At 63.2% G+C, this 21211-nt stretch carries 19 protein-coding genes; 1 reads left to right on the top strand and 18 read right to left on the bottom strand.

The window, feature by feature from the left end; translation table 11 throughout:
• Positions 1 to 32: 32 nt before the first annotated feature.
• Positions 33 to 1223: a sensor histidine kinase gene (locus HCH03_RS12625; RefSeq protein WP_221689784.1), complete on the bottom strand. Its 1191-nt coding sequence runs from the start codon at positions 1221 to 1223 to the stop codon at positions 33 to 35.
• Between the two features lie 165 nt (positions 1224 to 1388).
• Positions 1389 to 2087, bottom strand: a complete 699-nt coding sequence (locus HCH03_RS16850) for a response regulator transcription factor (RefSeq protein ID WP_080143089.1) — start codon at positions 2085 to 2087, stop codon at positions 1389 to 1391.
• 329 nt (positions 2088 to 2416) lie between these two features.
• On the opposite strand from HCH03_RS16850, the gene HCH03_RS12615 reads away from it, so the two are divergent.
• Complete coding sequence (locus HCH03_RS12615; protein ID WP_246600015.1) at positions 2417 to 3232, top strand: C39 family peptidase; 816 nt, start codon at positions 2417 to 2419, stop codon at positions 3230 to 3232.
• Here the strand turns inward: HCH03_RS12615 and HCH03_RS12610 are convergent.
• The 16 genes from HCH03_RS12610 to HCH03_RS12535 form a co-directional block, all read right to left on the bottom strand.
• Complete coding sequence (locus tag HCH03_RS12610; protein WP_114601178.1) at positions 3217 to 3465, bottom strand: TIGR03905 family TSCPD domain-containing protein; 249 nt, start codon at positions 3463 to 3465, stop codon at positions 3217 to 3219. The two genes, HCH03_RS12615 and HCH03_RS12610, sit on opposite strands and share 16 nt — an antisense overlap.
• Before the next feature lie 79 nt (positions 3466 to 3544).
• A complete protein-coding gene (gene recO / locus HCH03_RS12605; RefSeq protein WP_221689783.1) occupies positions 3545 to 4315 on the bottom strand; it encodes a DNA repair protein RecO in 771 nt (256 codons plus the stop codon).
• Positions 4316 to 4318: 3 nt separating this feature from the next.
• Complete coding sequence (locus HCH03_RS12600) at positions 4319 to 5866, bottom strand: PASTA domain-containing protein (RefSeq protein WP_246600014.1); 1548 nt, start codon at positions 5864 to 5866, stop codon at positions 4319 to 4321.
• Positions 5867 to 6044: 178 nt separating this feature from the next.
• Positions 6045 to 7481 (bottom strand): MFS transporter, encoded by a 1437-nt coding sequence (locus tag HCH03_RS12595; RefSeq protein WP_221689782.1) that lies wholly within the window; start codon positions 7479 to 7481, stop codon positions 6045 to 6047.
• 82 nt (positions 7482 to 7563) lie between these two features.
• Complete coding sequence (locus HCH03_RS12590) at positions 7564 to 8382, bottom strand: SDR family NAD(P)-dependent oxidoreductase (protein WP_221689781.1); 819 nt, start codon at positions 8380 to 8382, stop codon at positions 7564 to 7566.
• 113 nt (positions 8383 to 8495) lie between these two features.
• Complete coding sequence (locus tag HCH03_RS12585) at positions 8496 to 9962, bottom strand: NAD(P)(+) transhydrogenase (Re/Si-specific) subunit beta (protein WP_221689780.1); 1467 nt, start codon at positions 9960 to 9962, stop codon at positions 8496 to 8498.
• Complete coding sequence (locus tag HCH03_RS12580; protein WP_221689779.1) at positions 9962 to 11494, bottom strand: Re/Si-specific NAD(P)(+) transhydrogenase subunit alpha; 1533 nt, start codon at positions 11492 to 11494, stop codon at positions 9962 to 9964. The genes HCH03_RS12585 and HCH03_RS12580 overlap by 1 nt, the downstream gene beginning before the upstream one ends.
• 111 nt (positions 11495 to 11605) lie before the next feature.
• Entirely contained in the window at positions 11606 to 12088 is a 483-nt protein-coding gene (locus HCH03_RS12575; RefSeq protein WP_221689778.1) for a hypothetical protein, read from the bottom strand.
• Between the two features lie 93 nt (positions 12089 to 12181).
• The gene (locus HCH03_RS12570) at positions 12182 to 13054 is read right to left on the bottom strand and encodes an SDR family NAD(P)-dependent oxidoreductase (protein ID WP_221689777.1); all 873 of its coding nucleotides are present in this window, start codon (positions 13052 to 13054) and stop codon (positions 12182 to 12184) included.
• 49 nt (positions 13055 to 13103) lie between these two features.
• Entirely contained in the window at positions 13104 to 14120 is a 1017-nt protein-coding gene (locus HCH03_RS12565; RefSeq protein ID WP_221689776.1) for a zinc-dependent alcohol dehydrogenase, read from the bottom strand.
• Between the two features lie 164 nt (positions 14121 to 14284).
• A complete protein-coding gene (locus HCH03_RS12560) occupies positions 14285 to 15748 on the bottom strand; it encodes an MFS transporter (RefSeq protein ID WP_221689775.1) in 1464 nt (487 codons plus the stop codon).
• A gap of 60 nt (positions 15749 to 15808) precedes the next feature.
• Positions 15809 to 16327: a VOC family protein gene (locus tag HCH03_RS12555; RefSeq protein ID WP_080143101.1), complete on the bottom strand. Its 519-nt coding sequence runs from the start codon at positions 16325 to 16327 to the stop codon at positions 15809 to 15811.
• 80 nt (positions 16328 to 16407) lie between these two features.
• Positions 16408 to 16626, bottom strand: coding sequence for a zinc-ribbon domain-containing protein (locus HCH03_RS12550; protein ID WP_221689774.1), 219 nt, complete (start codon positions 16624 to 16626; stop codon positions 16408 to 16410).
• Positions 16627 to 16734: 108 nt separating this feature from the next.
• The gene (locus HCH03_RS12545; protein ID WP_221689773.1) at positions 16735 to 17535 is read right to left on the bottom strand and encodes a 4Fe-4S dicluster domain-containing protein; all 801 of its coding nucleotides are present in this window, start codon (positions 17533 to 17535) and stop codon (positions 16735 to 16737) included.
• A 15-nt stretch (positions 17536 to 17550) separates the two neighbouring features.
• On the bottom strand, positions 17551 to 20310 hold the full coding sequence (locus HCH03_RS12540) for a molybdopterin-dependent oxidoreductase (protein ID WP_221689772.1): 2760 nt from the start codon (positions 20308 to 20310) through the stop codon (positions 17551 to 17553).
• A 205-nt stretch (positions 20311 to 20515) separates the two neighbouring features.
• On the bottom strand, positions 20516 to 21211 hold the full coding sequence (locus HCH03_RS12535; protein ID WP_221689771.1) for a response regulator: 696 nt from the start codon (positions 21209 to 21211) through the stop codon (positions 20516 to 20518).

The following is a 21211-nucleotide window of genomic DNA, read 5'->3' as shown; positions in this document are numbered from 1 at the left end:
CCCCAGGATAGCGCGGAGGTGTTTCGCGGACGTTACGCGACCGGGCCGCCGGCGCGCTCGGTCTCCGAGTTCGCGGGCGGAATGCTCGGGCCCTGCGGGATCCACACGGTGAACGAGGTGAGCCCGGCGTCGCTGCGCGCGTAGATGTCGCCGCCGTGGGCGCGGGCGATCTCCCGGGCGATGGCCAGGCCGAGACCCGCGCCGCCCTCGTCGGAGCCGCGCGCGGCGTCGGCGCGGAAGAACTTCTCGAAGATGCGCTCGAGGTGCTCGGGCGAAAGCTCCCGGCCCCGATCGCTCACGGTGAGCTCCCACCACACGAAGCCGTCCGGGGCGCACACCAAACCCGTGCGCACGCGCACCTCGGTGCCCGCGTCGGCGTAGGCCACGGCGTTCTTCAGCACGTTGTTCAGCACGCGGGCCACGCGCCCCGCGTCGGCGAACACGGGCAGCTCCTCCGGCCCATCGTAGACGAGGGCGAGCGAGCGCCCTTCGGCCAGCGGATAGAACTCCTCTATCACCTGGTTCACGAACAGCGCGCCGTCGAAGCGCGAGCGCTCGATGGGGATGGTTTGCAGGTTGTAGCGCGTGATCTCGAAGAACTCGTCGAGCAGCTCCTCCAGCCGGTACGCCTTGGCCAGCGTGATGCCGGTGTAGCGCGCCCGCACGTCCACCGGCAGATCGGGCGACTCGTCCATGAGCGTGAGGTAGCCGATGATGGACGTAAGGGGCGTCTTGATGTCGTGCGCCAGGTACACCACGAGCTCGTTCTTGCGCTCCTCGGCGGCCTTCGCCGCGCGCTCGTTCTGCTCGCCTTCGGCCTTGATGTTGTTCAGGAACAGGGCCGTGGGGGCGAGCTCGCTCGGCAGCATGACGGGTCCCTCGCGCTTGGCCAGCACGTCGGTCACGGAGTCGAGCAGCAGGTCGAAGTAGCGCAGCGCCCGGTTGATGCCGGAGCGCACCACGAGCACGATGCCCACCACGAAGCCCACGGCCACGCACAGCAAAAACAGGTTGGCGATGGTCGTGTGGGCCCAGTAGCTCTGCCCCACGAGGTTGTACACGAAGTTCGAGAGCGGCGAGCCCAGCGTGAGCATGAAGCCGAAGAACAGCACGAGGTACACCACCGCGAACACCACCACGTTCACGAGCGTGCGCCGCAGCACGGCGTTCGAGAGCCGCCTTGTCTGGTCCTGTTTCGCCAGGTCGAACCCGGTCGCGTCCATTGTATCCTCCTCGCATCGCCGATACCGCGTAGGCGGTCCTGTAGGGGCGATCTCCTGATCGCCCGTTCCGGCGAAGCCGGAAAAGCAGTCGCAGCCCGCGTTATCGCGCTTTGCGTGATCGGGCGATCAGGAGATCGCCCCTACGAGCGGCAACGCTGTCGTGACTTAGCCCAGCTTGTAGCCCACGCCCCACACCGTCTCTATGAACTCCTGCGAGGAGTCGATGGCGGCCAGCTTCTTGCGCAGGTGCCTGATGTGCACCATGACGGTGTTGTTGCTCTGCGCGTTGGCCTCTTCCCCCCACACCGACTCGAACAAATCGCGCGACGCCACCGGTCGGCCCTCCGCGCGCAGCAGGCAGGTGAGGATGGCGAACTCCTTGGGCGTGAGCGCGAGCGGCTCGCCGTGGAGCGTGGCCGCGTAGGCCGATTCGTCGACCGCGACGTCGCGCGCTTCGAGCAGCCCCGACCCGGCTCGCGCCTCGTCGAGCGGAACCGAGCTGCGGCGCAGACGGGCGCGCACGCGAGCCAAGAGCTCGCGCGGCTTGAACGGCTTGACCACGTAGTCGTCGGCCCCCAGCTCGAAGCCCACGACCTTGTCGATCTCCTCGTCTTTGGCGGTGAGGAAGATGATGGGCACCGAGCTCGTGCGCCGCAGCTCCCGGCAGCAGGCGAACCCGTCCATGCCCGGCATCATGATGTCCAAGACGACGAGGTCGAACGTCTCGCGCTCGGTCGCCGCCAGCAGGTCGGCGGCCGCATAGAACGCGCGCACCTCGAAACCGCTTCCCACGAGCAGCTGCGCCACAAGATCGGCGATGGCCGCCTCGTCGTCGCACACCGCTATGGTCTTAGCATCCGCCACGGCCCGTCCCTTCGTCCTCGTATCCTTGCGGCCATTGTATCGGCCTGCCGCGCTCCCAAGCCGCGCACGGCGGTAATTTTAAGGAAAACTTAAAGGTTTCGTAGCCGGTTCTTCTGAGACACGGCGCTCCGACATGCGGATACTGGTGAAAGAGGCGAGAGGATCGGTTGCCCGCGTAGGGGTGCCCTCCAGAGCGCCCGCTCGCGCGGAGCGCGAAATGCGCCCCTCGGTTGCTTTTCCGGCTTCGCCGGAACGGGCGCTCTGGAGAGCGCCCCTACAGGGTGTCGAACGATGGGAGCTCCCCGCCGTCGAAGAAGAAAGGAAGCGCTATGACGTACACGAACTCGTTCGGAACGCCGCGTAGCAGGACGGCGGCACGCGCCGCGCGCATGTCCGCGACCGCGCCGATGCCGCGCACGGGGAGCGCCGGCGCGCGCACTTATTCCCGAACCTCGTATCGCGCTCCGGTCCCCTCCGCATCGCGGCGGCGGCGAGCCCTGTTCGCCCGCGCGACGTTGGCGGCGGCCCTGGTTTTGGCGATAGCCGCAGCGGGCTGGTACGCGGTCGGGGCGCTCACCGCGCTTGGACACGGCGGCGCGGCCGGCTCGACGTCTTCGACCGCGCCCCAAAGCACGCCCCGGAGCGCCTGGCGGGCCGGCGAGGTGCCCGCGCTGTACCAGCGCGACCCCGCTTGGGCGCAGGCGAGCTACGCGGGCGACGCCTTCGGCGAGAGCGGATGCGGCCCCACGTGCCTGACCATGGCGTACGTGGCGCTCACCGGGAGGAGCGACCTCACGCCCGCCGACGTAGGGGCCCTTTCCGAGCGATTGGGATGCGCGACGGCAGACGGCACCGCCTGGGCCTTCATGACCGAGGGGGCCGCTGAACTGGGCTTGATCGCCGAGGAGATACCGGCCGACGAGGCTTCCGTGCGCCAGGCGGTCGTGGCGGGACGGCCCGTGATATGCAGCGTGGGCCCGGGCGACTTCACCACCACGGGGCACTTCATCGTGCTCACCGGCGTGAACGAACGCGGGCAGTTGACGATACGCGACCCGAACAGCCCCGAGCGCACGGCCGAAGCCTGGGACTTCGACACGGTGCTCGGCCAATGCCGCAACCTGTGGGCTTACTCGGCCGCCTGAGCCGCGCGCAAGCCGCGGACGAGCTGGTCGGCGCACGACGTGGAGCGGCGGCCGCAGGTGTTGCCCTCCAGCTGAGCGGCGATCTCGTCGACCGTCATGCCCTGCACGAGCTTCGACACGGCCTTGAGGTTGCCGTCGCAGCCGCCGACGAACTCGATGCGCGACACGCGATCGCCGTCCAGCTCGATGTTGATGGCGCGCGAGCACACGCCGCGCGGGGTGTAGGTGTGCATGGTTCCTTCTCCTTTTCGCGAGCTTTCATTATCGCACAACCGAACGGTCGGCATCGGCTCGTTGCGACGGGCGGGCCGCCTAGAACAGGCCCGAGGTGAACAGGAAGTCGAGCGATTTCAGCTTCGAGCCCACGTGCTCGCGCACCCATTGCTGGCAGAAGCGCAGCACCGAAAACGATGCGGACGGCTCGACGTTCAGGGCCTCGATCTCGGCGAACGTCGAGCCCATGAGAACCCGGCACCATCCGACGGTGCCTGCGGGCACGGCCACGACCTCCATCGAAGGGCGGCAAGCGGGGCATACGACGCCCCCTTCGCGGAAGGACACGAACGTCGACCCGCCCGGCGGGGAATCCGCGACGTCCGCGCCGCACCCCACGCATGCCTCCAGGCTCGGGCGCAGCCCGGAGAACGCCAGGGCCTTCAACAGGTGCGCCGCGCAGAAGGCGGGCGCCTGCGCGGTTTCCGCCCCGTCGAGCCAGTCGAGCGCCGCGGCGGTGAGCGCGAAGAGGCGCGGGCTCTCCAAACCCGCCTGCGTCACGCGGTCGAGAAGCTCGGCCATGGGGGCGGCGCAGGCGGCGTGCTCCAAGTCGCGGCGCAAGCGCTCGTGCGAGGCCGCGATGCGCGCCTCCTTCACCAGGTCGAGGCTGCGGCCCTTCGAGCACAGCACGTCGACGACCGAGTACAGCTCGAGGCGTGCGGCGAACGAGCTCGACGGCTTGCGCGCGCCCTTGGCCACGGCTCGCAGCTGCGAGCCGTCCTCGGCGAGCAGGGTGACGATGAGGTCGCTCTCCCCCAGCTTCGTCTTGCGCAGCACGATGGCGCGCGCCGTGTACGTCGCGCTGGCCACGCCCTAGGAGATGCTCACGATGTTGTTCGAGTCGTCCCAGACGATGGTGCCGCTCTTCTGCTTGGCCGAGCCGCGAACCGTCTCGCCGTCGAGCGTGGTCACGGCGGCCGCCGTGACGGTGAACGACGTTTGGTTGTACGCGGTGTACTCCACGCCGTCTACCGAGACGATCTCGTAGGTCGTTCCGCCGAGGGAGATGGTGCCGACGCTGCCGAGGTAGTCCTTGGCCGCGGCCACGAGCACGCTCGCGCGCGACTTGGCCACGTTCACGGTCACCGTGGAGCCGGAGGCCAGCTTCTCTCCGGCGGCGGGGTTCGTGCCGACGACCGTGCCCTCGGGCACGTCCTCGGTGTAGTAGTACGCGACGTCGGGCACGTAGGTGGCCTCCTCGAGCGCGGCCTTCGCGGCGTCGAGCGTCTGGTTGGCCACGTCGGGAACCGTGAAGGGCACGGCCACCGTCACGGTGACGTTCGTGGTGGCCTTGGCCTTCTCGCCCGCCTCGGGGCTCACGGCCAGCACGGTGCCCTCGGCCGTGTCGGATTTCTCCTCGACGAACGTCACGCGCTCGAAGTCCTCGGCCTCGAGGAGCTTGGCGGCCTCTTCCCTCGGCTTTCCCACCACGTCGGGAATGGTGCGCGACACCGCCACGTGGATGACCACCTCGGTGCCCTTCTCCGCACGCCAGCCGGCCTCGGGGTCGGTGAGCAGCACGAGGCCTTCCGTCTCGTCGGACTTCACCTGCGTGGCGCGCACGGTGAATCCCTTGCCCTCCAGCTGGTAGGTGGCGTCGGCGCGCGTCATGCCCGTCACGTCGGGAACGATCTTGCCTCCCCACATCTCCATCTGGTACGTCACGCCGGCAGCCGCCGCGGCGGCGAGCACGAGCAGCACGAGCACGATGACCACCACGCGGCCGCGGCCGTGCTTCTTCTCGCGCGGGTCGGGCGCGCGGAACTCCTTCTGCTTCGGGGCGGCCTTGCCCTCGACGCGCGGCATCTCCATGGTGCCGCCCGAGCGCCAGGCCGCTTGGGGCGGCGTGTAGCCCGGATCGACGAGGCACTCGTCGAGGCCGGAGAGATCGGCCGTGACCGCGGCGCTCGGCGCGTCCGCACGGGCATCCTGCGCATCGGCGTCGTCGATGTCGCCGAAATCGAACTCGTTGCCGTCCTCGTCAACGTCGACGCCCGCCAGGCCTATGACCGGCAAGCGCGAGGGGTCCAGAGGTCCCGAACCCTGCGAGGGGCGAACCGGGGCGTCCTTTTCGGGCTCGGGCTCGGCGACGTCGTCTTCGCGGGAGCCCTCTTCGGATCCGGCGGCCTCCGGAGCCTCCGGCTCCGCCTCCGCGTCTTTGGCGCCCGCGTCGCCCGAAGGGGCGTCGAGGACGGGTTCCTCGTCGGCGGGCCCTCCGTCCGCTATCGAGCGCAGCGTCGCGTCGCTCGTCGAGGCGGCGGCCACGGCGGCCATGCGCCCCGTCAGCGGAAACCCGCACTCGTTGCAGAATTTGGCGCCCTCTTTGTTGTCAGATCGGCAATTAGGACAGATCATGCTCATGCGTCTCCCTCGCGAAGTCAGCTTCGCTGCGTATTGTACCGGAAAATCCGCGGATACAACGGAGCATCCGAACGATACCCGGTTTCGTGACAATACCTGCAAGAAGAGGGAGCGGCGATCCTCGCAAGGGTGTTCCCGGGAACACCCTTGCGATCTCAATCAGGACGCAAGGTCGCGATCAATCCGCAAGCTTCCTAAGCCGCAGAGCGAACACGAGCGCGCACGCCGCAGTGATGATGGACACCGTCAGCGCGACGGGCATGCCGTCGACAACGCCCATCACACCCAAGATAACCGTGTAGATGGCTGTTCCGATGGAACCGCCCAAGTTTTGCCCCACCTGGATGATGGAGTTGCCTTGAACGCGGATGTCAGCCGGCAGCTGGATCTGAGGACCGGCCGAGAACGCCGAACTCTGCACGCTGTTGTAGCAACCGGCTACAACCATGATGACGTAGATGACGAATATGTTGGCGTCGGGAGCGACGAACAAAAGAAGAGCGCTCGCAACCACGATGCGCATGATGCAGCCGAACGACAGCACGCCGCGCGCGTTACCCGCCTTGCCGATCATGCGGCCGAGGATGGGGCTGAGGAACAAGCCGACGAATGAGTACACGGTGGTGACGAGCCCCGCCTCGGTGGCCGTATGCCCCATGACCGTGATTACGTACATGGGCAAGAAGAAGAAGACTGCCATGTTCGAGAACATGCAGAAGAAGTTCGCGATGCCGAAGCTCAAGGTGTTACGGTTTTTGAGAGCCGTTGCCGGGATGATGGCGTCTCCTTGCTTCTTGCGGATTACCAGAACGAGGGCGACGAGGGCGACGAGGGCGACGGCGAACAAGACGTTGCTGGCCATGCCCCCGAACGGGGCGAAGCTCGTTCCCAGCGAGAGCGCAGAGATAAGGGCCGTCAAAAACACGACGACCGCAATGGTGCCCGAAGTGTCGAACTTGCCGCTCGCGCTGGCCATTCCTGCCGTCTCCTCCTTGGTTGCCTTGACGCCGAAAAACACCATAAGTCCGCCCGCGAGCAGGATGGGCCAGATAACGTGGCAGACGATCCGCCAGCTGGCGACGTCCATGATGAATCCGCCCATCACGGGACCGGCCAGCATGCCGATGGCCATCATGGTGCCGCACGCCCCAAGATAGGTGCCCGCCTTCTTCTGGTCGTACATGTCGCGGATCATCGAATAGCCGAGCACGAAGATGCCGGCGGAAACGAAACCCCACAGCGTCGACGGTACGACGAGCGCCATCATGGTCGGCGCGAGAGCGCGAGCAAAGATGACCGCGGCTCCGACGAGGAGAGATGCCGTGAACAGCGGCCGCTTGATAGCCGGATTCTTGGCCCCCAAATAGCCCCATAAGGGCATGACGGCGACGCTTACAATGCCGGACAGCGTGCTCGCCAACGAATAGTAGTCGAGACCTCCGATCTCGCCGACGGCCACCGGCAGCAACGTAGACAGCGTCGACGATTGGACAATGGATCCGACAACGGCGATGTAAATGCCAACGAGCGTGATCGTCTTCTTCGCTGTCGGAGCCGCCATGAATGGATTCGTGCTCTTCGAAGCCGGACTTCCCTGCTTTAATTCGCTTTCCATAACTCCTCCCCCCTTAACGAATAACGCTGATTGATTCTTCCGGGGCAAAACTGCGTTGTCGCACCTCTTCGACGGAACGACCTCAGCAGCAGCTCATCCCGCCGTCCACCGATATCACTGCCCCGTTGATGTGGCTGGCATCGTCGCTACATAGGAAGAGACAGGTTCGCGCAATGTCTTCCGCATCTCCGAACCACCCTTGCGGCATGGCGGCCACGATGCTTGACAGACGTTTGCCATCCGCATGGTATGCGCCGCCGGAATGGGCGCCGATATCGGTGCGGGTCCCTCCCGGATGGACGATGTTGCAGCGGATGCCCTTGTCCATGAATTCGAAGGCGATGCTTCTCGTCAACCCTTCCAACCCCGCTTTGGCGGCCGTGTAGCTCACGCCGTGGTTGCCGCGCAGGGCCGCGTACGACCCGATGTTGACGATGGAGCCGCCGGTATCGAGCATCAAGGGGACAACGCAACGGCATAGGCGAAACGGGGCCTTGAGGTCGACGTCAATGACCTTATCCCAACGTTCGTCGTCAGTATCTAAGAGCGGATAGTTGAGATCGTTGATGCCGGCGATGTTGCACAGCGCATCGAGCCGTCCGAAACGTTTTCTCGTTTCAGTCGCCAGCCGTTCTAAGTCCTCGATTCTCGTAACGTCGATATCGAGCGGAACGACGTTGCGCACCCCATACCATTGGGCCAGATCGTCTTTTCGCACATCGACAGCGATCACATGGGCGCCTTCATCCGCGAAGAGCTGGGCCGTGGCACGGCCCATGCCGTTTCCGGCACCCGTGACGATGGCGACTTTGTTCTGAAGCCTCTTTCTCATTCGAGCAGCCTCGATCCCATCGTCTTTTCGCGCATCAATTAAAAAATTTCCCAGACCTGCCGTTGCCATAGCGAAACCACCTCCTGCACCGTTGCTTCCATTCGGAGAGGTCGGAAAGAACGTTCAACCTCCCCGGCATTCATCAATGCCCGTCTCCCCTCACCATGCGGAAGAAGGGACCCTCAAAGGTTAGCGATGATGGCCTCCACCGAAACCTTGGCGTCGCCGAGCAACATGTCGGTGTTGTCGTTGAAGAACAGCGGGTTCTGAACGCCCGCGTAACCGGCGTTGCCCATGGATCGCTTGGACACGATGACCTTGCCCGCCTCCCACACCCGCATAACCGGCATGCCGGCGATGGGAGAGTCGGACTCGGTTTCGGCAGCGGGGTTCACGGTGTCGTTGGCTCCGATGACCAGAACCACATCCACCTCGCCGAACTCGTCGTTGATCTCGTCCATCTCGAACACGTTGTCGTAGGGAACCTTGGCCTCGGCCAGCAGCACGTTCATGTGCCCCGGCATACGTCCGGCAACGGGGTGGATACCGAACTGGACGTCGACGCCCATGTCGATGAGCTTGCGCGTCAGCTCGGCAACGGGATACTGCGCTTGGGCAACCGCCATGCCGTAGCCCGGCGTGATAACGACGCGCTTAGCCTCCTTGAGGAGCTGTGCGACTTCGTCGGGGGACGTTTCCGTGTGATTGCCGTAATCCCGAGCCTCGCCGGACTTCGCAGGAGCGTCGCCGCCGAAACCGCCAAGGATGACCGAGACGAAGGAACGGTTCATCCCCTGGCACATGATGTAGGACAGATACGCACCCGACGAACCGACCAGCGCGCCGGTGATGATGAGCAAGTCGTTGCCCAGCGTGAAACCGGCCATGGCCGCGGCCCAGCCGGAGTAGGAGTTGAGCATCGACACCACGACTGGCATGTCGCCGCCGCCGATGGCGAGGACCAAATGGGCGCCGAGAACGAGCGAGACAGCGGTGAGAACGCACAGGGGCACCAACCCCTCCCCGACCCCGGTGGTGTTGATCGCCCAAGCGATCAGCGCGATGCAGGCGACGAGCATGACCAGGTTTATGGCGTTGCGGCCGGGAAGCGTGAGCGGTTTGCCCGATATCCTCGCCGAGAGCTTCAGGTAGGCCACGATGGACCCGGTGAGCGTCACTGCGCCTATGAACACGGCCAGCCCGACCTCGCCCATATGAAACGCATTCGACGCGTCTCCCGCCATGCCCGGTTCGGTGAAAAACGAGTTGAAGCCCACGAGCACTGCAGCCGCGCCAACGAACGAATGGAGCATGGCGACAAGCTCGGGCATGGCGGTCATCTGAACCCTGGCGGCCTTCCATATGCCGATCGCCGCGCCGATGACGACTGCGGCTAAAATTAAGGCGATGGTAAGAACCGCAGCCTCTTGGTCTTGGAATACCGAAACCGCCACGGTGGCGATCAGCGCGATCGCCATACCGACAACGCCCATCGTATTGCCTCGCCTGGCGGTCTTTTGTTTGGACAGGCCTGCAAGGGCCAAGATGAACAGAAGCGCCGCTAGAATGTAGGCAAGCGATTGGAAACGCGTCAGGGCGTCGAGCACCTCGGCGGAGGCGTTGAAGCCCGAGAGCAGGAAGGTATCCATTATTCAGAGCTCCTCTCGAACATCTTGAGCATGCGGTTGGTGATCAGAAAGCCGCCGAACACGTTGATGCTGGCGATGACCATGGCGATGAAAGACAGGGCGGCCACAAGGGGATTGCTCGATCCTATGAGCAGGATGGCCCCCACGACGATGATCCCCGAGATGGCGTTCGTCACCGACATGAGCGGCGTGTGGAGCGTGTGGGTCACGCTCGTGATGACGTAGAAGCCCACGACGACCGCCAGCTCGAACACGATGAAATGCCCCGCCATCTCGGAAGGAGCCGTCACGACGAGCGCCACGCCCAGAACGCCCAAAGCTATCTTCCACCACCATCTCCTCCAAGCGGGCGCCTCGACCGCTTCTCTCGGCTCCTCGGCAGGTGGAGCCTGAACGGGCGGGGCGGCGGACACCTTCACCGGAGGCGGCGGCCACATAACGCTACCCTCTACGGTCACCATCATGCCGCGGACGACCTCGTCCTGCGCGTCCCACACGGGCTCGCCGTCCTTTTTCGAAGTGACGAGCTTGAACAGGTTCACGACGTTCTGCCCAAAAAGCTGCGAGGATTGCCCTGGAAGCCGACTCGGCAGATCGCCGTAGCCGATGATCGTGACCCCGTTTTCGGTCGTATAGGCTTCCCCGGGCCGGGTAAGCTCGCAGTTGCTTCCCAGCTCGGAAGCGCCCATGTCCACGATGACGGAACCGGGCCTCATGCCCGCAACCGCCTGAGCGGTGAGCAGAAGCGGGGCCGGGCGGCCCGGGACTTGGGCGGTCGTAATGACGATGTCGCTTTTGGCGGCTTGCTCCTCGTAGACCTTGAGAACCGCTTTTTGCTGCTCGTCCGCCAGCTCCTTCGCATAGCCGTCCGAGGACTCCTGCTTGACGGGTATCTCGACGAAGGTGCCGCCGAGGGATTCAACCTGGTCGGCGACCTCGGGCCGCACATCGGTGGCAGACACTTCGGCGCCCATGGAACCCGCAGCGCCGATAGCCGCCAAACCCGCAACCCCCACGCCGATGACGTAGACCTTGGCGGGCGGCACCTTGCCTGCTGCCGTGACCTGGCCGGCAAACAGGCGCCCGAAGCGGTTGGCGGCTTCGATGACGGCGCGGTTGCCCGCCACGTTCATCATCGAAGAGCGCACGTCGAGCGCTTGGGCGCGTGAAATGCGCGGCACCATGTCGAGCGCCAGCGCTGTGACGTTCATGGCGGCAAGCCGCCCGACGAGCTCCGGGTTGGCGCCGGGGTTCATGCGCGCGAGAAGCACCGCCCCTTCCTTGATCAAGGAGAGCTCTTCGGCGGGCGGCGTGTCCAGGCACGTCACGATGTCGCAGCCCCACGCCTCTTCCTTCTCGACGATCCCGGCACCCGCTGCGAGGTACTGGTCATCGAAGTAGTCGGCGCGAGCGCCCGCTCCCCTTTCGACGACAACCTCGTAGCCCAGCTTGATGAGCTTGGCGACGGTGTCGGGCGACGCGGCGACCAGGGTTTGCCCTTCGAAAGGTTCCTTCGGTATACCGATACGCATAATCATCCTCCTTTTTTCTCCAGCCTGCGTATAAAAGCCCACAGTGGTTAGCAAGTTCGTCCGCGTCGACGGCTTCGCCGGCAACCCGCGATATCGAATCGTTCAGGTGCGTTAATACAGTTGGAAAGGGGCGATGCCGCATGGCCCGGACAGCGCGGCTGCGATGCCCGTCTGAATGTCCTTCGGGTCTTCGAAAAACGCGACCGGGACCTTCTCTTCCATGGCGACATCGTCAAGCTCCTCCAATTTCATGAGCTCGCTGCCCCTAAAGCCCCCTGCTGGCACCCAGATCAGCGTGGGAATGCCCAAGCGCAGGCATGATTTCAGCAGTGGCGCCGTCCGGCAGAGATCGCCCGCGCAGTCCACGACCACGTCTGTGCCCACGTGGCCGAGCACGTCGAGGAAGCTCGACTCGTCCTCGACGGGAAACCCCGTCGGGCCGATTCCCGCCACAACTCCCATGTCGCGATCGTCCCTTTCCCCTCCGACGGCGCCGACCGCCAGCACATCGGAGCCTTCGAGGTTCCGCAGGCTCTCCAGGCCCGGCTCCGAGAGGGGCTCTACGAACACTGCAAACAGATTCTCGTCGCGCATAGCGGCCCCTTCCCCTCCCGCAGCCGCTCGCCGCGGAAGGATTTTCGCCTCCCGAGGAAGGCCCCACCCCTCCGAGGAGCGGGGCCGGTTCGTTTAATCGAGCTGTTTGACAACGGACATGGCGTACTTTCCGCCGTCCATGATGATGTCGCATCCCGTCAGGTAGTCGTGCCCGGGACCCATGAGCTTCACAACGAGATCCGCCATCTCCTCCGGAGTTCCGAAGCGTTTGAACGCGGTTCTCTCGGCGATGCTCGCCTTGTCTGTGCTGCCCCCTTGCAGCATCGGGGTGTCGAAGGAGCCCGGGGCGATAGAGAAGATGCGGGATCCCTTCTTGCCAAACCGAACCGTGTTGGCCATGGTGTAGTACATGACGAAGCGCTTTGATCCGGCATAGTACGTGTAGCCGTCGTCGAGGAAGCTCGGCTTCGGATGCTCTCCGGCGGCCACCGCCGCCTTCCACTTCTCCCTAAAATTCACGGCGGTCGGATCATTCCAGACGGCAAGGTCTTCAGCGAAGGGAGTGTAGAAATAGCCCGTGATGGAGGAGTAATGGACCATGACGCCTTCGTCAAGATAAGGAAGGAAGGTCTCGGTGGTGTTGACGACGCCCTTCATATTGACGTCGATGATCATATCGGGTGTGACGCCCTCCCAATCGACGCCCGCCGCATTGACGACGCTGCCGATATCGCCGAGGCTTCGGGCGTATTGGGCGAACTCCTCGACCGAGCCCGCATCGGAGACGTCGCAGGTCTTGCCGTAGGCCTCGACACCCGCCGCCTTCAACTGCTCGAGAGCTCCTTCCAGGCGCTTCTCGCTACGCCCACCGACGAGCACGGGGCCGAATTTGCCAAGCTCGATGGCATTTGCCAGACCCATTCCGGAGGTGCCGCCCGTTACGACTTGGAGTTTTCCCATTAGTGTCATTTCTCTTCCTTTCTCGATGATCCGGCATTCCCTCAACGAGTGGTCTCCCCTTGCCGCCGAGGAAGCTGCTGGATCGCTTTAACGGCTACTCGCCGTTTATCCTGAAAATGACCTTCATGCCCTTGTTTTTATCGCAAGCAGTCTCAAAGGCTTCCATCGCCTGGTCGAGCGTGAACTCCGAGGTTATGATCGACGCGATGTCGACGGCCCCGTCCTGGAGCACCTCGATGACCTCCTTTATGTCCTCTGGCGCATAGGCGCGTGAGCCCGTTACCGTGAACTGCTTGCTCATGAACTCGGCAGGGTTGATGGTGATCGGGCGCGAATCGAGGCCGAGCGTGGCAAACGTGGAGTTGCAGCGGCCGTTTTCCATGTACTCGTTGATGAGGGCCCCGAGGCCGACGTAATCGAGGTACCGGTCGACGTTCGCTCGTTCATAGGAATTGATGCTGACGATGCCGAACTTCTCGCCTGCGTAATCGATGGCGCTCTTCTCGGTGTTGTCGAATACATCGGCCCCTAGGTTGCGTGCGAACTCGATGCGCTCGGGCATCTGCTCGGCAATGAAAATGTTCTCGACACCCTGGTGCCGCATGGCCGCCCATCCCATGAGGCCGATAGGCCCCGCACCCCACATGAGCACGTTGTCCGTCGCCTGCACGCCGCCGCGGTTCTTCGTGTGCACGGCGACGCCGAACGGCTCGATGAGCGCGGCGCTGCGAAGCGGGACCTCGTCGGGGATGACGAAGACCGTTTCGTCCTTGATCGCCTTGTAGGTGCCGCAGTACTCGCCAAAACCGCCCGCCATGCAACAGAAACGAGGATCTGTGTTGCTGAAGGTGGGGTCGATCCATACCCGGTCCCCCAAAGCCAAATCCTCGACGTCCGCGCCAACCTCGACGATGGTGCCGACGAACTCGTGCCCGAACTTCGAGCCGTCGCCCAACCCGCCGTACCTGCCGCCTTTGGTGAAGCCGTGCACGTCCGAGCCGCATATGCCGGCGTAGGCGACTTCGACCAACACGCCGTCGTCCCCGTACGAGGGAATGGGAACCTCCGTTAATTCCACTTCGCCTTTTGTTTTGAAGATCAGCTGTTTCATTGAGCCATCCATAGTGATACCCCTTTCTGAAAACATCCTGACTTGCTTTCGCACGGCATGGCGGCCATGCGAAACGAAGGGTGGCGGCGCCCCTTCAAGGGCGCCGTTTTTTCAAGCGGATTCCAGCAGGCGCGGCAATCCACGCCTGCATTCTGGGTAAGCCCTCAGCCCTGCTCTTGGCCTTCGAGCTTCTTGAGGAACAGTGAGCACATGAGCGCAACGCCCGCCGCAACAGCGGAAATCGTCAACGCGATCGGCATGCCGGCCACAACACCGAAGCTCGCGAGGATGATCGTGTAGATCGCCGTGCCGACGGAGCCACCGAAGTTCTGGCCAAGCTGTATGACGGAGTTACCCTGCATGCGAATCTTGGCAGGCAGCTGGATCTGGGGGCCGGCGGAGAACACGACGCCGAAGGTGACGTTGTAGAACCCACCGACGAACAAGATCACGTACAAGACGAAGATGTTCAGATCAGGTGCCAAGAAGAACATGAGCGCAAGGGCGATCAAGATGCGCAGAAGGCTTCCGACCGCGAGGACGCCGCGTGCGTTGCCGGCCTTGCCGATCATGCGCCCGAGGATGGGGCCCATGAACAGGCCGACGATGGAGAGCATCGACGTGGTCAAACCGGCTTCGGTGGCGGACAAGCCCATCGCGCTGATGGCGTACATGGGGATGAAAAAGAATATGGCCATGTTGGAAAACATGCTGAAGAAGCTCCCCGCCGTGAAGAGCAGCGTGTTGCGGTTCTTGAGCGCGCTGAGCGGAACGACCGCGGAGTCCTTCTTCTTGGCCACCACGAAGACGAGCACGACGAGCGCCGCGGCGGCCAGGATGAAGACGATGTTGCTTGACATGCTGCCGAACGGAAGGAAACTCGTTCCCAGGGAGAGCCCGCAAATGAGGCAACCAAGACATACGACGACGGCGAGCGAGCCGGGCGCGTCGAACTTACCTGTAGCGGTGGCCATGCCGGCGGCCTGTTGCTTCGTCGCGCCGACACCGAAGAACACCATGACGGTGCCCACCGCGATGATGACCGCGATCAGCACGCAAGCGGCACGCCAGCTCGCGAAGTCCATGACCAATCCTCCGACCACGGGTCCGGCGAGCATACCGATGGACTGCATGGTCGCACAAATGCCCAAATACATGCCAGCCGTTTTCGAATCGTACATATCGCGCATCATGGAATAGCCGATAACGTAGAGGCCGGCGCTGGGAAGGCCCCAGAAAAGCGATACGACGATCATGAACGTCATGTCCCCCGCGACTGCGCGGCCGACCAAACACACAAGGCCGCACACCATCGATACGACGAACAACGGCTTCTTGATGGCAGGGTTCTTTGCTCCGAAAAGCCCCCAGAGCGGCATGGCGATAACGCCGACGGCACCGGAGAGCGTGTTGGCCAGCGAGTAGTAGTCAAGGCCGCCGATCTCCCTGGCTGCCATCGGCAGAAGCGTCGATGCCGTCGCGGACTGAAAGATGCAACCAACCAGGCAGATGTAGATGCCGACGAGCGTCAGCATCTTCTTGCTCTTCGGCGCCGCAAAGAACGGGTTGCCCGCTTTCCCCTCTTCTCCCTGTTTTGCTTCCGTTTTCTTGGTATCTGCTGTATCCATTACCCCTCCTTAAGGTTTTGGATGAACAGGCCCGGGGATCCGAAGATGCCCCGAGATACGTCACGTGCCCATTTTTCGGAACGGATTAGACCCGTCCCACCCTTCGGCGAGCTTCCTGCACATGTCGACCAGGTACGGCTGGGGATTGTGTATTTCGACGTAGTGCCCCCACAGGTCAAGGCAGTCGATGTAGGCGACCGTCAGCCCCCCACTCGACTTCATGAGCATGGCAACCTCGAATCCCGCATCCTCGAAGTCTTTGACGGCGCCTTCGAAATCGTCGACCCATACCGAGAAGTGGTTGAAACCCAAACGTCCCGGCACGGTGTAGGGAGTCGGATCGGTGCTCGTGGGTTTGATGAGCTCTATCTGAAGATCTCCGTACATGCCGTAGGCCACGTCGACCGTGTTCTTCACCTCCTCGTAGTGAAAGACCGTGTTCTCGGGCTCAGGGGCGGAAAAATAGACGAACGGCCCCGATCCGAAAAGCCTCGAGTGGGCAAGAGCCGCCTGCTCGAGGTCGTTTACCACGTAGCCCAGCTGGTTTATGGCGTACTTGTTCAAAAGCCTCTCGTACATGACGGGGCCTCCATTCGCAGGATTAGTCCGTAGACGCTAACTAGGTTTATTGATACGTTTTTGCTGTTTCGACGCTGTCGTTACGGGCGGGGTGCCCCCGGAGCCTTGGGGGCGGTAGGGACTTTGGGGGCGTTCGGGATTTTCGCCGCCGAATCAAGGTTCGCCTGATCGGCGTCGAAATCCTTGATTGCATTTTCCAATTCGGCTCCGCACGCCTCGCACACCTTCGCGACAGGCTTGTTGACCTTGCCGCATTGAGGGCATTTTTTCATCGATACCTCAGCTGGTCTGAAACACATGGTTCGCTCCTACCTCTATCCGCCCGCAACCGCGCATTCGCCTACCGTTTCGGGCGCCTCTAGTTTCCCGGCCGGGCGACTCCTTTCGAAGCCGCCCGGCCAGCATCGTTACGCCAGGGCTACATCACCCAGACCCAAGTCCTTTTCCATCGTGCTTACCTCAAGCGACTTCGTCTTGCCGCCGGCTTCAATGGACAGCATCCAATCGGCATCGGGGAGGCCGCGCAACCAGAAATCCCCCCAGTCGTCGGTCGTGGCGGTGAAGGTTCCGCCCTCGCCCGTTGCCGTCACCGTCGCGCCGACGACGACCTCCTTGGTTTCGGGGTCGTACACCGTGGCGGCGATGAACTTCTTCGGCAGGCCGCGGTAGAACACGCGTGGCTTCGTGCCCCACTCGGGATGCAGCACCTCGGTGCCGTCGAGGTCGAGGTCCGCTTCCTCGCCGAACGTGATGACGTCCACATGGCAGTTGTCAACGCAGCGCGGCACGCTGATGGGATGGCCACCGTCGAGAAGATGCGCGCAACCGGTGCACTTCTGCGGGATGTTGAGCTCGTCGTTCCAATAGACGGCATGGTACGGGCAGGCCTCCACGATGGCCTTCTGGCCTTTCGCCTTCACCGGGTCGATGAGCACGAGGCCGTCCTCGCGGCGGTACACCGCGCCGTCCTTGGCAGCCTTCATGCACGGCGCGTTCTCGCAGTGATTGCACATCACGGGCATGTAGGTGACCTTCACGTGCGGGCGGGCACCGCGCTCGTACTGGTTCACCTTGAGCCAGAACTGGCCCACTTCGGGCTGGGGTTTCGCATAAGGTGACCAGTCGTTGCCCACATGCTCGTCCTTGCAGCCTATCTGGCAGTCGTGGCAGCCCACGCACTTATCCAAATCGATGAGAAAAGCTTTCATGATGAGCCTCCCTTTCTACTCCACGACCCAGGAGTTGTAGTTGATGCCGATCGCCGGATCGTAGTCGCGAGCGAAGGCGTCGGGATAGTCTTGCTTCCACCGGTCCATCTCGGCATCCTCGACCTTGGCGGCCTCCACCAGGTAACCCGAGACCGCGAAGCCCTTGCAGTGCTTGGACACCTGGTTGTTCGGGCTGATGAGGTTGGCCGCTCCGCCGCGGTCCAGATGCGGGGCGATGGGGTCGACGCGCGATCCTTTGTGCACCATGACAGCGCCGGGAATGACGCGCTCGGTAAGATAAGCAGCCGTGAGGATGGTGCCGCGGTCGTTGTATATCTTCACGATGTCGCCGGCTTCGATGCCGCGGGCCGCTGCGTCGGCAGGGTTGATCCAGATCGGCTCGTAGCTGTAGCCGTCCTTGCCCTTCACCTTCACGTTCTCGATCTCGCGGAACCACTTAATGTCGTCGCCCTGCACGTGCACGCGGAAGCGGGCGGGGTTCGCCACCAACAGCAGCGGGTAGTCGTGGCAACGCTCGCCCCACAGGGTCTCGTCATGCGACCAGCCATCCTCCTTGGGTCCGCCGACGATCCACTTGGCCATGGGCTGGCGCTCCATGTCGTCGGGGAAGTTCTCGGCTAGGGCCTCTGACCAGAACTCGAGCTTGCCGGACGGCGTGTCGAGCGGCCAGTTCTCCGGATCCTCGTAGAAGCCGCGCATGCCGGGAAGCACCTGGTCTTGATCGGGATCCTGCTTCGGAATGTAGAACAGCTTCTCGTTAAGCTCTTCCCAGGTGATCTCTTCGCCGAGGCGCGACTGCTCGAACCCGTAGCGGATCCACTCGTCCTGGGTCATGCCCATATCGATCTGGTCGCGGACACCGAAGCGCTCGCCGAGCTCGCATGCGATCTCGAAGTCGCTCTTCGACTCGCCGACGCGGTCGCAAGCCGGAGGCGTAAGGGAGTCGTGACGGACCGAAACGACCATCGATCCGCCCATAGCGTCGTTGTCTTCGACGCACGTCGTAACCGGCAGCACCAGATCGGCGAACAGCGAGTCGTTCTCGAGCCACTGGTGGTTGGTCACGAAGAACTCGACCTCGTCGGTGCGGATGGAATCCTGGTAGTTGAAGCCGCCGTCCCAGCAGTTCATGTTGCAGGGTTTCTCAGACCACAGCATATGTATCTTGTTGAACTCTGGCATGTTCTTGAGCTTCTCGTCGATGGCAGCCTGCAGGTCTTCGAGGGACTTGCCTTGGGAGCGCGCCAACTCGGGTGACACGGTTCCAAGCGCCGCCGCATAGGTCTCCGGGGTCGTCGGGTAGCTGTTCATCTGGAACTGCTCGGAAGTCTCGACGTACACGATGGCGGGAGAGCCCCACCATTCCGCATGCCCGTTCTTCAGAGCCTCGGCAACGAGCGTACGCGGGATCTTCTGTTCGCTGGGATAGAACATGCGGCACTGATTGATGGACGAGAAAGGAGACGACGTCGAGCGAGCGATGGTCTCCTTGCCGATGAGCGAAGCGTTCATGAACGCCTGCTGCACGCCGGGCTTGCCAAAGCCCTGCATGCCCAAGAGGTAGGCATGGGTGCGACCGGGCTCGTGAGAGTAAGGGCCCTTGATGGCGCCGGAGCTGAAATGCACCGAGGCCGTGACTTTCTTCGCGCGGTTGCGCGCGTATGCCTTGATGGTCCACTCAGGAACGCCGCAGCGCTCGGCGGCCCAGGCGGGCGTCTTGGCGATGCCCTCTTCGTCCTCGCCAAGGACATATGCCTTGACCTTGTCGAAACCGACGGAATGCGTTTCGATGTACTCCTTGTCGTACAGGTCCTCGGTGATCCACACGTACATGACGGCGAAATCGAGCGCCGCGTCGGTGTTCGGCAGGATGGGGATCCACTTCATGGTGTCGTGGCAGACCGCCGTGTAGTTGCAGAACGGGTCGACGATCACGAACTCCTTGCCCACCTTCTCCCAGAACTTGAGCAGGCGCGACCACATCTGGCTGGCATAGTTTTGCGTGAGCTCCCAGTCGCCTGCGGCGAACGCGATGAGTTCGGTATGCTCGGAGATGTCGCGCAGGACGTGCCACGGGTTGTAGCCGGTCTGCGGAGGGGCCGGCATGCCGAGGCCCTTGTTGCATCCGGAGCCCCAGAAATGCTTGGCACCCCAGTACCATCCCTCGACGGAGTCGGGCGTGCGCACTTCGCGCGTGTAACCGCCCAGCTTGCTCATGAACGTCGAGTGCATGCCGCCGCCTGCATGAAGGTTCTTCGACTCGCGATGGCCGTCCTCGCCGATGGTGAGCACCGAGTAGGGGCCGTACTTCTCGACGATGCGCTTGACTTCGGACTCCATGATGTCGAGGGCTTCGTCCCAGCTGATGCGCTCGAATTTCGACTTGCCGCGATTGGCGGCGTTGATTTTGGCGGGATCGCCGCCCGGCTCCCAGTCCACGCGTTTCAAGGGATACCGCACGCGGTTCTTTGAGTACACGCGGTTCTTGTATGCCAGTGCGAAGTAGTTTGGTGCCGACTTGTAGCCGGGCGTGAACACCTCGTCGCCCACCTTGATTTTCCACATCGAGGGCTCGAGCTCCTCCTCGGTGTAGGTGTCCAGGTAGTTGATGGGGCGAATGCGGACAATCTTGCCGTCCTTGGCATCGACCGCCGTCAGGTCTCCCCCCGTGCCGCCGCAGGCGATGCTCTGCAACGTGGTCGTCTCAAGCTCCCCGCATGCGCCGACGGCCGTGCCGCTCTTCTCTTCCTTCATCTGTTCTCCTTCCCACAACAGGAATCTCGACCCTCTCTTAGAGGTTCGCGTGATTGATATTGTAAGAAGGCCGTCTGCCGGCGGTAATCCTCCGCCGGCCCTAAATGGACCGGGCCGATCAGGTTGGATTCGAAAGGAAACGGAAGAACACTTGCCCCGTTCGACCCCTTCCGAGGCCGAACGGCTCCACGCAAGGCGAAGGGGGTTAATCGACGAGGCCGACGCGAATCGCGTACACGGCAATTTGAACGCGATTCGATAGATAGAGCTTCTGCATGAGGGCACTCAACTGCTTTTTCACTGTGCCGGCGCTCAGGTACAACTGCGCGCCGATCTCCTCGTTCGAAAGGCCTTTGGCTACGAGGCGAAGTATCTGGATTTCGCGTTCAGAAAGCTTTGCGGGAGCGCCTTGCTCGTCGCCTCGCGCAACAAGATGGCGTTGCGCGCGACTCGACCCCAATTCTCGAAGCACCCGTTCCGTGACCGCATCGGAAAGAACCCCTCCTCCCCGTATGACGCCCTGAAGACGGTTACGCAGTTGGCGCGAGGGCATGTCTTTCAAGATATAGCCGCGTGCGCCGTTGTAGAGTGCGCCGAACAGGTACTCGTCGTCATCGGTCACTGTGAGCATGACCACGGCGATCCCGGGATGCGCGTCGCATATGATGCCCGTCGCCTCGACGCCGTCCATGACGGGCATCTGGACATCCATGAGCACGAGGTCTGGAACGCTCCGACGGCAGAACTCCACAGCCTCCCTGCCGTTCGACGCTTCTCCCGCCACTTCGAACTCCGGCCAACGGCGCACCAGCCCGCACAGGCCCTCTCGATAGAGCACCTGATCGTCCACGAGGAGCACTCGTGCAGGCACTTCGTGCGCCGCTGTTCCGGTTTCGTCCAT

Source organism: Gordonibacter massiliensis (ex Traore et al. 2017) (genome assembly GCF_019731765.1).
In the GTDB taxonomy this organism is placed as follows: Bacteria; Actinomycetota; Coriobacteriia; order Coriobacteriales; family Eggerthellaceae; genus Gordonibacter; species Gordonibacter massiliensis.
The sequence above is the reverse complement of the archived record's forward strand: the minus strand, read 5'-3'. Positions and strand labels throughout refer to the sequence as shown.

Bases quoted from the DNA above. Each gene is read 5' to 3' on its own strand.
- HCH03_RS12625 (WP_221689784.1), bottom strand. From the start codon at position 1,223: ATGGACGCGACCGGGTTCGACCTGGCGAAACAGGACCAGACAAGGCGG.
- HCH03_RS12615 (WP_246600015.1), top strand. From the start codon at position 2,417: ATGACGTACACGAACTCGTTCGGAACGCCGCGTAGCAGGACGGCGGCA.
- HCH03_RS12610 (WP_114601178.1), bottom strand. From the start codon at position 3,465: ATGCACACCTACACCCCGCGCGGCGTGTGCTCGCGCGCCATCAACATC.
- HCH03_RS12600 (WP_246600014.1), bottom strand. From the start codon at position 5,866: ATGAGCATGATCTGTCCTAATTGCCGATCTGACAACAAAGAGGGCGCC.
- HCH03_RS12595 (WP_221689782.1), bottom strand. From the start codon at position 7,481: ATGGAAAGCGAATTAAAGCAGGGAAGTCCGGCTTCGAAGAGCACGAAT.
- HCH03_RS12590 (WP_221689781.1), bottom strand. From the start codon at position 8,382: ATGGCAACGGCAGGTCTGGGAAATTTTTTAATTGATGCGCGAAAAGAC.
- HCH03_RS12585 (WP_221689780.1), bottom strand. From the start codon at position 9,962: ATGGATACCTTCCTGCTCTCGGGCTTCAACGCCTCCGCCGAGGTGCTC.
- HCH03_RS12580 (WP_221689779.1), bottom strand. From the start codon at position 11,494: ATGCGTATCGGTATACCGAAGGAACCTTTCGAAGGGCAAACCCTGGTC.
- HCH03_RS12575 (WP_221689778.1), bottom strand. From the start codon at position 12,088: ATGCGCGACGAGAATCTGTTTGCAGTGTTCGTAGAGCCCCTCTCGGAG.
- HCH03_RS12565 (WP_221689776.1), bottom strand. From the start codon at position 14,120: ATGAAACAGCTGATCTTCAAAACAAAAGGCGAAGTGGAATTAACGGAG.
- HCH03_RS12560 (WP_221689775.1), bottom strand. From the start codon at position 15,748: ATGGATACAGCAGATACCAAGAAAACGGAAGCAAAACAGGGAGAAGAG.
- HCH03_RS12555 (WP_080143101.1), bottom strand. From the start codon at position 16,327: ATGTACGAGAGGCTTTTGAACAAGTACGCCATAAACCAGCTGGGCTAC.
- HCH03_RS12550 (WP_221689774.1), bottom strand. From the start codon at position 16,626: ATGTGTTTCAGACCAGCTGAGGTATCGATGAAAAAATGCCCTCAATGC.
- HCH03_RS12545 (WP_221689773.1), bottom strand. From the start codon at position 17,535: ATGAAAGCTTTTCTCATCGATTTGGATAAGTGCGTGGGCTGCCACGAC.
- HCH03_RS12540 (WP_221689772.1), bottom strand. From the start codon at position 20,310: ATGAAGGAAGAGAAGAGCGGCACGGCCGTCGGCGCATGCGGGGAGCTT.
- HCH03_RS12535 (WP_221689771.1), bottom strand. From the start codon at position 21,211: ATGGACGAAACCGGAACAGCGGCGCACGAAGTGCCTGCACGAGTGCTC.